Source organism: Paenibacillus sp. FSL R5-0345, assembly GCF_000758585.1.
Classification (GTDB): domain Bacteria; phylum Bacillota; class Bacilli; order Paenibacillales; family Paenibacillaceae; genus Paenibacillus_AQ.
Genome location: NZ_CP009281.1, coordinates 4,588,786 through 4,601,338 on the forward strand (window position 1 = coordinate 4,588,786; position 12,553 = coordinate 4,601,338).

The window sequence follows — 12,553 nt, forward strand, 5'->3', positions numbered from 1 at the left end:
CCCTGATCACTGATATCCTTCATGTTTCTCCCAGCCCATGGTACGCGCTACAGCGTCTTTCCAGGCGCTGTAACGATGTTCACGCTCATCCATACCCATTACAGGTGAAAAGACCCTCTCCGCTTTATTGAAGCTTTCCAGCTGTTCTCTTGTCCAGACCCCAGAGGTTAATCCAGCCAAAAGCGCTGCTCCCAGCGCAGTCGTCTCCGCATATGTAGTTCGAGTAACTTCACTACCGAGGATATCAGACTGGAACTGCATCAGCAAATCATTACGAACAGCTCCACCATCTACACGAAGGCCGGTTAATGGCATGCCCGCATCTTTTTCCATAGCCCCTATTACGTCTCTAGACTGAAATGCTAATGACTCTAACGTTGCCCGTACCAAATGTCCCGAGGTTGTGCCTCTAGTTAGACCGAATACGGCTCCACGTGCGTACATATCCCAATAAGGTGCACCGAGTCCAGTGAAAGCTGGTACGACGACAACCCCTTCACTGTCCTCAACTTCCCGTGCTTTGTCTTCTGAGCCTGCCGGCTCCGTTATGAGTCCCAGCCCCTCCTGAAGCCATTGTACAGCCGCTCCGGCTACAAATACACTGCCCTCGAGCGCATAATAGAGTTCCTCTCCCATTCCCCAGGCCACAGTGGTCAACAGACCATGACTGGAGACAACGGCTTCCGTGCCTGTATTCATCAGAATAAAGCATCCAGTTCCATAGGTGTTTTTGGCACTGCCGGGTTCAAGACAAGTATGCCCAAACAAAGCAGCCTGTTGATCTCCCAATACAGAGTGAATAGGGATTTCTGCACCGAACCACTGTGCATCTGCTGCACCAAATTCACTACCGGACATTCTCACTTCTGGCAGGATGGAGTGTGGTACTCGAAGCTCATCCATTAGCTCTTCATCCCAGCAGCGTTTATGGAGATTATATAGCATCGTACGTGATGCGTTAGTTACGTCAGTGGCATGTATAGCTCCGCCAGTAAGCTTCCAGATTAACCAACTGTCCACCGTCCCAGCCAATAACTCGCCATTATTCGCACGCTCTCGGGCGCCTTCCACATGATCAAGAATCCAGGAGAATTTGGTTGCAGAAAAATAAGCATCCACAACGAGTCCCGTCTTGCTAGCAATAAGTCCCTCTAACCCCTTACTCTTGATCTCTTCACATAGCTCTGCAGTACGTCTGTCCTGCCATACAATCGCAGGATAAATCGGCTTACCTGTTGCTCTATCCCAGATTAGGGCCGTTTCCCTCTGATTCGTAATACCGATAGAAAATATTTCCTGAGGCGCAATCCCGCTCCGAGTAATCGCCTCTCTTGCAGCTGCAAGCTGTGACGCCCAAATTTGCTCTGGGTCATGCTCCACCCAGCCAGGGCGGGGGAAAGATTGTTCAACCTCATATTGTCCTTGTGAGACCATTCTAGCGTCCTTATCGAACAATATGGCTCGTGAACTGGTAGTCCCTTGGTCTAAAGATAAAATCATTTGATGGCCTCCCAAGCATAAACAATGAGATATGTTCCACGATGAACAAGATTAATGTGTTCGTTTCAACAAAAAGCACCTCTGCTGTCAGAGGCGCTATCACACATTGTGTTTGGAATTACTGTTTTTCGACAGGAAGTCTTAGGGTAAAGGTAGTACTCTCACCCAATTTACTGGAAGCTGTAATGGTTCCATGATGCGACTCAACAATATTTTTAACAATCGCAAGCCCAAGTCCCGTTCCACCTGACTCTCCACGTACACGTGCCTTATCGGCTTTGTAGAAACGGTCAAATATATACGGCAGGTCTTCCTGAGGAATACCGACGCCTTCATCCTGAATTTTAATTTCAAAATAGCGACGTCCTTCTAAGACACAAGTTCCTGTATGAACTGTGATCTTCTTACCGCCCTGTGTATGACGAAAAGCATTATCGAGCAAGTTCGTTAAGACCTGCTCCAACTTATCTTCATCCGCAGCCTTAAGAACAAGGACATCGCTCTCTTTGTTTAGCTGCAGATGAATATCACGCTCTTTAGCACGTACGGAAAATTTACGGTACACACGTTCAAGCAGTTCATTCATATCTACCTCTGCCTTCAACATATCCGTGTGTCCGGCTTCCATTCGCGCAAGGTCGAGTAAATCCTTTACAAGACGTCCCATACGGAGTGATTCATCATGAATGACCTGAATCAGTTCACTGCTTTCCTCTGGTGAAGTAGCCATGCCGTCAAGTAAAGCCTCACTATAACCTTGCATCATCGATAATGGCGTCCGAATCTCATGAGAGACGTTCGCCACGAAGTCACGGCGCATTTTTTCGAGTCGTACTTCTTCAGTCACATCACGCAGAACAGCAACCACTCCACGAATGCTACCCTCAGAATATAAAGGTGCCATATGGACGGACCACACGCCCTGCCGGACATGTACATTAGAACGCTCATCGCCGCCTTGTTTCAACGTGCTCAAAAATAAAGGACGAAGGGGAGGTGGAACATTACTCTCAGCCGTTTCCGAATGAGGTTCAATATCACTCTCTTGTTCCCACTCTAAATCGCTCCAGCTCTCAAGAAGCGATTGACCATGCGGATTGGTCAGAATTATCTGGCCTAGGGTGTCAAAGGTGATTACAGCATCACTCATGCTGCGTAATACACTGGATAGATGACCCTTCTCATGGTGCAGACTGCGGATATTCTCTTCCAACTCCTCAGCCATATGGTTGAAGGAAGTCGCCAATTGACCGATTTCGTCGCTCGTGACAAGCGTCAGCCTTGTTCCGTATTCACCACGTCGAATATTGTTTGCAGCCTCGATGACACGTTGCATCGGTTGAGTGATCTTGGTGAACAAGAACAACGCGAAGAATGTCGTCAAAGAAAATCCGATCATGCAGGTATACATAAATAAACGTTTGATATCACCAGAATTGGCAAAGTTACTGTCGATATAGGGAAGTAGAAACAACCCGAGTGTAATCAGTACGACAGCGACCAGGCAGATGATCGTAACCCACAGCTTACCGACAAGACTTCTCCAGAAGTTCACTTATTTAGGTACCTCAAGTTTGTAGCCTACACCCCATACGGTAGTAATCATCGCCGCGGATTCCGGTGATACCTTATTCAGTTTTTCACGAAGACGTTTAACATGGGTATCTACAGTACGTAAATCTCCGAAAAACTCATAATTCCAAACATCTTTAAGCAATTCTTCACGAGAGAATACTTTATCCGGCGAAATCGCCAAATAATGCAGCAGTTCGTATTCTTTCGGTGTCAGACTCACTTCTTCACCGCCAGCAGTAACCCGGTGTGCGTCATGCTCAATAATAAGATGAGTAAATACAATGTTATTACTGGAGTTGCTCTCTTTGGACAAAAATGCAGTTGCCGAAGAACGGCGCATAATGGCCTTCACGCGATAAATCACTTCGCGAGGGCTAAATGGCTTCACGACATAGTCATCAGCACCCATCTCAAAGCCCTGTACACGATTAATCTCTTCGCCTTTAGCTGTAAGCATTAAGACTGGTGTTGACTTGACCCCTCTGAGTCGGGTCAGCACTTCCATTCCATCAATGCCAGGCAGCATAACATCCAGCAAAATCAGACCGTAGTCATTTGCAGTTGCTTTACGAAGAGCGATTTCTCCATCTTCTGCTTCATCGATTTCATAGCCTTCTTTTTCAAGATACATCTTAAGCAGGCGGCGAATGCGTTCTTCATCATCCACTACCAGAATTCTGTTTAAATGATCTGCCATTTCACAACAACCCCTTCATCAAATACAGTAGAACGTAACCTTAAATCCATTGTGCTGTGTTAGCAGGTAAACTATGCTCAGTCCGTCCCCGCATAAGAATGAAGTCCGGCGATGACTAGATTAACGCCAACTAAGGTAAACATTACGACTAAAAAGCCTAGAACAGCAAGCCAGGCAGATTTTCGCCCTTGCCATCCACGAGCTAATCGTAAATGAAGATAAGCACTGTAGAAGAGCCAAGTAACGAGTGCCCAGACTTCTTTGGGGTCCCATCCCCAGAATCTTCCCCAGGCAATTTGCGCCCATATCATTGCAAAAATCAAAGCGCCTAATGTGAAAATAGGAAAGCCAATGGCTATCGCCCTATACGTAATCTCATCTAGATCGCCTTCATCAATTCCCTCCATTACCGGGTGAATCGCTGCGCCTAGTGGCTTACGTACGATCAAGCGAAGAATTCCGTAAAGGAGTAATCCTGAAAGAATCGACCAGATTACAGTATTAAACTTCCGGCCAGCATTCACACCATTCATCCATGAAGGAGCTTCAAAGAGAGGTTCTTTCATGCCAAGAAACGACTGGAAGCTTTCAATTTCGCTATTGTGAGGGGCCACAATCGGCGGCATTCGATAACTCACTTTCTCTATTGTACTATTTTCCTGCCCTGCGCTGTCAATCGTAACGTTGGGACGGACAAAAACAGTCTCATAGCCTGCTCCGCGGAAAGCAAAAACTGAACCCAGAAACCCAATTATAACAATGATTGAAAAGAGAGTAAATTCAATCAGCCTTTGTTGTTTACGATCCACCTTTTCTTTACTGGAAAAATTAACAGTCCGCAGCAGATACATCAGCCCTGCCGCAAATCCTACTGCGAAAAAGGACTCACCCAGCGCTGCCAAGGTTACGTGAATCTTGAGATAGTTCGATTGCAGGGATGGAATTAACGGCTGAACCTCCTGTGGAAAAACAGCTGCGTATGCCATCACAATAATACTAATTGGAACTGCAAACAGCCCGAGAATAACCTTACGATAGATCGCATACATCACTGTAAAGGCTACCATAACCATCATAGATAAGAAAGTCATGAACTCATACATATTGCTGACTGGAATATGCCCTGAACCAGCCCAGCGTGTAAAGAAATAAATAAGATGAAAGATAAGACCTATAGAAGATACAATAAAAGCTATTTTACCCCATCGAGCAGTATGCTCCTCTGGCTTGCGGCCCGACCACTTGCGACCCATGATAGCGATAGTGAATAACATAAACGACCCGCTGTATAATAAGAATGCGGCAATAAAGACAGCACTGCTGATATCGAGCAAGCTCATGTAAGGCCTCCTCCATTATCTATTGATTTTTCATCGACTACCATATCTACTTTTTCTAAAATAGAAACGATCTCACGGCGGAAACCGAACCAATTCTTGTTCGTATGTCCTCCGAGTATTAGCTCTCCGTTTACAACGGTAAGCCAGATGCGTCTATGCTGCCAGTAGAATCCAAGGATTAAACCCAGCATCACAATTGCTGCACCTAACCATACAAAAGGCATTGCACGATCAATACGTATATTCAAGTATGTAGTCGATTCCGAAAAATCAACATCGCTCATGTTGTCCACTTCAAGCTCAAGAAATCTATTGCTGCCGCCAAGCTTATCATTAATAGCAACCTGCTGAAACTGAGACTTATCTACCTGCTTAGGAAAATAGAAGTACTGCTGACCTTCCGCTGGCAAATTCGGTCCTTGAATCAAGAACAAGAATGCTGGTGCATTCGGATACGGCGACTTAGATATCGGCTGCCCATCCTCATTTAGTCCAAAATCCATATATTTCTCTTTTAAAGTCATCGTATAAGGTCCCGCTGTTATCGTACGCTGCGGATTCTTCATATCCAGTTTGAATTTACCGTACGACTCCCCTGTGGTGGAGTTCTTAAGTACAGGCTGTACGGAACGCAGCACAGGCGTTAAATCATAATCAAACTGATACGCTTTCAATCCTTTATAATCCAAAGGTGAGTTTACTTGGATATCATGTGTTGTCACCTCGGCAAGCTGCGGTTCCTTAGTAGGATCTCCGCAATCTGCGGTACATTTATATAGCACTGCTTTAGTTTGGAATAATTTTGGAAGGATTTTTTTGCCTCGAAACTCCTCAGGCATCTCTTCATCTGTATAGAACTCTACGGTGAATTTCTCGTTTTTTAAATAGTAGGTCGTATCCGGAATCTGTGTAATCTCCCCTTGCGGGAAAGCTAGATGCTGATCCATGTTGAGACCCGGCAATCCTCTTGCCAATACAGCAAGTAAAAAAATAATCAAACCAATATGTATTACGTAAGGTCCCCAGCGGCTGAAACGGTGCTTCTCTGCTAGCAGAGCTCCTCCATCTGTTTTGACTCGGTAGCCCTTTTTACGCATAGGTTGAACCACCCTAGCAACCCAAGCTTCTGGTTCTTCTTGCACTTCAGTGACTAGCACGGCCTTTTGCCGAGTTAAAAACTGACGATGCTTTCGAATCTTCTGTCTAGTTAATGCCTTATATAGCGGAAGTACTCTGTCCAAACTACAAATGACAAGTGAAGCACCAATCATTACGAGTAGAGTTACAAACCACCAGGATTCGTATGTATGTGAAAGTCCAAGCTTATAGTAGATGTCCCCTGCTGTTCCATACTCCTGCTTATAATAACTAGATGCATCAATATTAAGAAAAGTACTCTCCTGAGGAAATATCGTGCCCAGCATAGAGCCTAACAGTGTCAATACGATTAGATAAATCGCTATTTTGACGGATGAAAAAAAGTTCCATACGCGATCAATCATGCCTGGATTAACACGCTGCGAACGACGGGCTACACCGTCATAACGCATTTCCAGATTCTCGCCCCAATCCGATTCTTTGCCAAGCGGTTTTCCGCATGCTTCGCACAGAACAGTACCTACAGGATTCTGGTGGCCGCATTCACATTTGGTATTGGTTATAAAAGCCTCGCGTTCACTCATCAATCCACCAGCTTTCCAATTTGATCATCAAGTGAATCTAAATCAAGCTGGCCGATATGAATGCTGTCAATTTTACCCTTTGGATTAATAAAGAAAGTAGTTGGAAGTGGAGAAATACCATAACTTCGCACAGCATCTCGTCCCGTGTCCATCAGAATCGGAAAATCAATGTCGACCTGCTTCACAAAATTCTCGACAGTCATCTGATCTTCACCTACATTGATTCCTATAACGACTACATCCTTATCTTTCCATTTCTCCCATTGTGCTTGGAGGGCCGGCATTTCTTTTACACATGGTGTGCACCATGAGCCCCAGAAATTCAGCACAATAGCCTTACCCTTATACTCGTCTAATGTATGCCCAAGTCCATCTAGACCTAGCAAATCAATGGCAGGCGCTTTACTACCTTCCTCTGGCTTACCACTTCCACCAAATACAGAGGAGCCAATTGCATAACCACCCACTAGAACGATTAGAAACAGAATTACGATTTGAATTGGTTTTCTCGCTTTACCCACATGTAAAGCCCCCTTCTGTGACGCAACTCATACTTATGTTGTAAGGTGTGAACATCCTATGAACATTATAGCGAATTTAGTCACAGTATTAGGGGGCTCAATTGTGAATATTCTGTGTCTTTATGACTCTTTACGTGGAGTTCTTTCTTTTAGCAATCCTGCTTTAGCAATTTGCTGCAGATGGTTAATTTCATCTTTGGTCAAATGACGGTAGGATCCGCGTTTAAGATTTTGCAGCATAATATCCCCGAAAGAAATCCGTTTCAGACGGATGACGGGGTGTGAAATCGCATCAAACATGCGTCGTACCTGACGGTTACGTCCCTCGTGAATCGTAATGCTGATTACCGCTTCTTTATTCACTTCATCGATATCTTTGTACTCTACTTCGGCAGGCGCTGTCATACCATCTTCCAGCTTGATCCCAGCCTTTAGCTTGTCCAATGCAGTTCCGTGCGGTATACCCTTGACCGTAGCATGATACGTCTTAGGTACGTGATGCTTAGGATGGGTAAGCAAGTTAGCGAAATCCCCATCGTTTGTTAACAGCAGCAAACCTTCCGTATCGTAGTCCAGACGGCCTACAGGGTAAACCCGTTCTGTAATTCCTTTAAGGTAGTCCGTTACAACCTTACGACCCTTTGGATCGGAAGCACTTGTAATTACTCCTTTAGGTTTGTTGAACATAATGTAGATTTTGTTCTCGCCCCGGATCAGTCTACCGGAGACTTTAATAATATCTGTTGCGGGGTCCACCTTCGTGCCAAGCGTAGTTACGAGTTCCCCGTTGACTTCCACTTTACCGGCCAAAATCATTTCTTCACACTTACGTCTGGACGCCACACCGGCCTGCGCCAAAATTTTCTGTAATCTTTCCATTTTCGACTAGTCACCTCAGATTAATGATAACCATCAGAGGGATAAATCACAAGTTCATTCCATGGAAAAAATGCTCCTGGGCAGTATTTATTGTGGGGTTCGATGATTAAAGGGGAGATTTGGTAGCGCTCTACCAATTCTAGAATGAGTTTACCCGTTGCAAATAGCTGTTCCTTCCTGCCAGATAATGGAGGAATTCCATCTTCCCTGCTGAAATCACCTTCCAAGCAGATGTGAATATACTCCGGATCGGTCAGTAGCGGTGCCGCGTAAATGGCTCCGTCCACTCCAACCCAGAAATCAAAACCTTTGCCGTTAATGGAAGTACAGCGAGACTGGTGCAGAATAAAACCTTTATAAATCATAGCGGATTGCCTCCCTCCACATTGCTGAATTAGCATATGTCGAGGAAGGATAGGGGGTGACGCCGCCTACCCAAAAAGCAGGAGACAGACCGCGATCGCTGCAACGAAGCCAACGACATCGGAGAATAGACCTACCTTAAGTGCGTAGCGGCCGTTACGCACGCCTACGGCGCCAAAATAAACTGTTAATACATAGAGTGTTGTATCCGTACTGCCCTGTATGGTAGAGGCAATCATGCCGATTAGAGAATCTGGACCATGAACGCGAATCAGATCTGTGGTATAAGCTAGCGAGCCTGTCCCTGTGAGGGGCCGCAGAAGGCCAAGTGGCAGTACTTCTGGAGGGACGCCAAGCCCTTGCAGAGCAGGAGATATAAATCCCATGAGGAAGTCGAGTGCACCCGATGCACGAAAAACACTGATCGCTACAAGCATCCCCACGAGATGGGGAATAATCGCGATTGCCGTACCAAACCCATCCTTTGCCCCTTCAACAAACGACTCATACACTGGGACTTTACGCGTATAAGCATAGAGCGGGATGAACGTAATCATGACCGGAATCGCCCATGCCGATATGAGACTGATTAACTGGTACAAGTCATGCTCACCCTTTCAAAGAAGAATTAGGCAGCGACGTCTTCGCCAATGAGGCAGAACCAGACTTTGCTGATGGCGGCTTTGGAGGTTTGCGCAGCAATGTCATCCTTCGGAAGAATCGGTCAGCCGCTATCGCCGCAAGGGTCGCCACAGCTGTTGCGGCGAGGGTCGTGCCTACTATTCCAGCAGGATCTGCCGAATTGTAATTCAATCGAATCGCAATTAATGTCGCGGGAATAAGCGTAATGCTTGCCGTGTTAAGCGCAAGCAAGGTACACATAGCTGGCGTTGCCGTATCTTTATCAGGATTGAGCTTCTGTAACTCCTGCATCGCCTTGATCCCCATAGGTGTAGCCGCATTGCCTAGTCCAAGCAAGTTAGCGCTCATGTTGGAGAGGATATAACCGATCGCAGGATGACCCTTCGGCACATCTGGAAAGAGGAAGGATACAATTGGACCAAGTATCTTGGCTATTTTTTTAAGCAAACCAGCATCCTCTGCGATCCGCATAATTCCAAGCCAGAATACAAGCACACTTATTAAACCGAAGCTTACTGTAACCCCACTCTTAGCTCCGTCGAATACGGCGGCTGTAAATTCATCCATTCTGCCGTTAACGGCGGCGAACAGAAAACCGATGATGATCATTCCTAGCCAAATCCCGTTAATCATGGATACGCCTCCCTCTTCATTATTCAGCCTATCTGCTTACTTGGAGCTTTCCCCCAATTTAAATAACGCCTTCAGTGCACTTCCTAAAGCCTGAAACCAATTATTCGCAGGATAAGTGTGTGCTTGAGTTGCACTATATTTTTTAGTATAAGCGGATTCCTCAGGTGGTAAGGACTCTCGTGTATAGACCGGAACCCGGCCTATTTCTTTGTCCCCTAGATTTAGAACGAGAACCCCTTGCAGTCCAAAGTTTGATCTTACAGTTTTAGCTGATGCTGCTGGCATCTGATTTAGGACAAGTTTGGTGGTCACTCTATCCTGTTCGCCTTGGCCGAGAGGATAGGAAAATTTTTTTGCTGTCACGAAGTCATAACCGCTTACGGGATCCTCACGTTCGATCAATGTCCTTAGCGGATAGTGATTAAACCCGAAGTTTAGTAGTGAAGCATGATCATTCCAGTCGTCGCCATCATTTATAGTCACTGCGACAAGCTGCTGACCGTTTCTAGTCGCCGAGCTGACAAGGCAGCGTAGCGCTTTTTTGGTATACCCTGTCTTTACACCGTCCGCTCCCTCATATAAATACAGCATTTTATTCTTGTTTCTCCATTTGTAATCCCATTTCTCATTTGGATTGTCTGCAGTTTTCTCCTGCGTCTTCACTATTTGCTTAAATACAGGATTATGAAGAGCATAAGCCGTCAGAACGGCTAAGTCGTTAGCACTCGAATAATGGCCTTCAGCATCAAGACCATGCGGATTAGCAAAATGAGTATTTTTCAATCCTAGCTCTTCAGCCTTATTGTTCATCAGGTATACAAACCCTTCTTCAGATCCGCCAATATGTTCAGCAATCGCTGTTGCCGCATCATTCCCTGAGCGCAGCATTAGACCATACAACATATTTTCCAGCGTCATCTCTTCTCCTTGCTGTAAATAAATTGAGGAGCCTTCTTTGGCGAAGGCATTTTTGCCAACTTTGACTTTGGATGCTAAATCGCCATTCTCAATAGCGACGAGGGCGGTCATTATTTTAGTCAGGCTGGCAATAAGCATAGGCTCATCTCCTCGACTGCTATACAGAATACGCCCGGATTCCACATCAATCAGCGCTGCTGCCCTTGCATGCGTAGATATGGAGCTGTTCTCCGCATGGATCAAGGTTAGCGGTGTCAGAAGAAACAACACAATGCTCAGTAATAAGGCGATTGGAAATTTACGGGTTATTGTCTTCATATTTATCCTCCGGATTCTTATCGGTTCTTAAGTAAAGTCATTCATTTCATGCTTATGTTGTACAAGTGTATGCGGACCAGCCTTAGGGTATGTCCTCTCCACACAAAAAGGGACACCGCCTGATGTAAGGCGATATCCCCGAGGCTATTTGAACAATTATGTGTACCTAATGTGTTGAAGATTGGGATGTACTTGGATCGGGTTTAGCAGGTGCTTGTGATGCTTGCGCTTGTGGTGCTTGTGTAGCAGTTGACCCAGCTTGACCTGAAGAACTGCTGCTGCTTTGGAACATGGTCTGGATTTTGTCGATGAGCCCAGGCGTGGCATCGATAATTTTTTCGAACAAATGCGTTTGATTGTCGAGTGGCACAATGTTTACCCCATCCTTACCAACCACTAGAAAAGCAATTGGTCTGATGGAGACACCGCCCCCACTACCGCCACCAAAAGGAAGCATTTTGACACCGCCTTGGGAGCTGGATCCACTTATAGAATCCTCTACTCGATAATCACTACCCCCTGCAGCAAATCCAAAGGCCACTTTACTAATCGGGAGAATAATACTACCGTCAGGTGTTTGTACCGGATCTCCAACAATCGTATTAACATCTACCATACCCTTGATATTTTCCATCGCTGTTTGCATTAGGCCCTGAATAGGATGGTCGCTCATATTGTTTCCTCCTTTGATTGAGTACGATTTCTCATGCTTCTACAGCGCTTATCATCCCCACATCCACACATTTGTATGTAACTTTCATTCTAAACTTTGCCCATGAGGCTCCCTGCGCATCCGTTTTAGTAACTTTCTCCATTTACTGATTCCCCCTGTCTCTCTCAAGACACGGAGAAGGAGCTTCATTGATGCGTATACGGCATAGGAAACGGACATTTTACCCTCACATACGAACTCCATTGAAAAAGAATGCTCATCTTGAAAAACAGGCTTCACAAACACTCGTGGATTGTATTTCAATTTAACCCACTGCGAAATAAATCCAACGATGCTCCACTTCAATCCCCATACGGCCCCTGATACTATGGCAGTGTCAGCTGCATCACCAAGTGAGAAATCCGTGGACCAGTCGAGCTTTGATATTTTGACATGAGATACAGTTTCCTTAAACCATTTTTTCAATCCGCGTGTAGACTTCACAGCTAGTTGTATATTGTCCCGCCAGTGCTCAAATCTTTTTTTATCGAATTGTTCTTCCTTTACAGTATCAACACCTGTAGTCGCGGATCCCGTCTCTTTAAACTTCCCGATCACACCTTGCTCCAATCCTTTAAAGACCAATCGGGGCAGTTCATAGTGGAGTTTGATTAGACCAAAAAGAGTCTTAACATCTAACTCGAGCAGATCATTTTTGTCATGTTTATAGCACCGGATGCGGAAATCGATAGATGAAGACAGAACCAGGATCATTGCCAACACCAGCAATCCGAGGGGAATTCCAAGCCATAACGTCACGTATTTACCTCCAA

13 protein-coding genes are annotated in these 12,553 nt (G+C 45.5%); all 13 read right to left on the reverse strand.

The features are described 5' to 3' along the window. Positions 1–6: 6 nt before the first annotated feature. The 13 genes from glpK to R50345_RS20490 all read right to left on the reverse strand — a co-directional run bounded on the left by glpK (position 7) and on the right by R50345_RS20490 (position 12,539). Entirely contained in the window at positions 7–1,500 is a 1,494-nt protein-coding gene (gene glpK / locus R50345_RS20430; protein ID WP_197069697.1) for a glycerol kinase GlpK, read from the reverse strand. A 118-nt stretch (positions 1,501–1,618) separates the two neighbouring features. Continuing rightward, positions 1,619–3,055: an ATP-binding protein gene (locus R50345_RS20435; RefSeq protein ID WP_042129626.1), complete on the reverse strand. Its 1,437-nt coding sequence runs from the start codon at positions 3,053–3,055 to the stop codon at positions 1,619–1,621. Next, complete coding sequence (locus R50345_RS20440) at positions 3,056–3,772, reverse strand: response regulator transcription factor (RefSeq protein WP_036676174.1); 717 nt, start codon at positions 3,770–3,772, stop codon at positions 3,056–3,058. It lies immediately after the preceding gene. A 77-nt stretch (positions 3,773–3,849) separates the two neighbouring features. Next, positions 3,850–5,112, reverse strand: a complete 1,263-nt coding sequence (gene ccsA / locus R50345_RS20445; RefSeq protein WP_042129629.1) for a cytochrome c biogenesis protein CcsA — start codon at positions 5,110–5,112, stop codon at positions 3,850–3,852. Beyond that, a complete protein-coding gene (gene resB, locus R50345_RS20450; RefSeq protein WP_042129632.1) occupies positions 5,109–6,794 on the reverse strand; it encodes a cytochrome c biogenesis protein ResB in 1,686 nt (561 codons plus the stop codon). Before resB ends, ccsA begins: the two co-directional genes overlap by 4 nt. Continuing rightward, positions 6,794–7,315, reverse strand: a complete 522-nt coding sequence (locus tag R50345_RS20455) for a redoxin domain-containing protein (protein ID WP_042129633.1) — start codon at positions 7,313–7,315, stop codon at positions 6,794–6,796. Before R50345_RS20455 ends, resB begins: the two co-directional genes overlap by 1 nt. Positions 7,316–7,435: 120 nt before the next feature. Continuing rightward, complete coding sequence (locus R50345_RS20460; RefSeq protein ID WP_042129634.1) at positions 7,436–8,194, reverse strand: pseudouridine synthase; 759 nt, start codon at positions 8,192–8,194, stop codon at positions 7,436–7,438. Positions 8,195–8,214: 20 nt separating this feature from the next. Then, on the reverse strand, positions 8,215–8,559 hold the full coding sequence (locus R50345_RS20465) for a peptidoglycan recognition protein family protein (RefSeq protein ID WP_042129637.1): 345 nt from the start codon (positions 8,557–8,559) through the stop codon (positions 8,215–8,217). 66 nt (positions 8,560–8,625) lie between these two features. After that, positions 8,626–9,114: a spore maturation protein gene (locus R50345_RS20470; protein WP_042129639.1), complete on the reverse strand. Its 489-nt coding sequence runs from the start codon at positions 9,112–9,114 to the stop codon at positions 8,626–8,628. A gap of 52 nt (positions 9,115–9,166) precedes the next feature. Continuing rightward, positions 9,167–9,832: a nucleoside recognition domain-containing protein gene (locus R50345_RS20475; protein ID WP_042129641.1), complete on the reverse strand. Its 666-nt coding sequence runs from the start codon at positions 9,830–9,832 to the stop codon at positions 9,167–9,169. Positions 9,833–9,868: 36 nt separating this feature from the next. Then, positions 9,869–11,068 (reverse strand): D-alanyl-D-alanine carboxypeptidase family protein, encoded by a 1,200-nt coding sequence (locus tag R50345_RS20480; protein ID WP_042129643.1) that lies wholly within the window; start codon positions 11,066–11,068, stop codon positions 9,869–9,871. A 166-nt stretch (positions 11,069–11,234) separates the two neighbouring features. Continuing rightward, a complete protein-coding gene (ytfJ, locus tag R50345_RS20485) occupies positions 11,235–11,741 on the reverse strand; it encodes a GerW family sporulation protein (RefSeq protein WP_042129645.1) in 507 nt (168 codons plus the stop codon). A gap of 84 nt (positions 11,742–11,825) precedes the next feature. Then, positions 11,826–12,539, reverse strand: coding sequence for a DUF2953 domain-containing protein (locus R50345_RS20490; protein ID WP_042129646.1), 714 nt, complete (start codon positions 12,537–12,539; stop codon positions 11,826–11,828). Between the last annotated feature and the right edge of the window lie 14 nt (positions 12,540–12,553).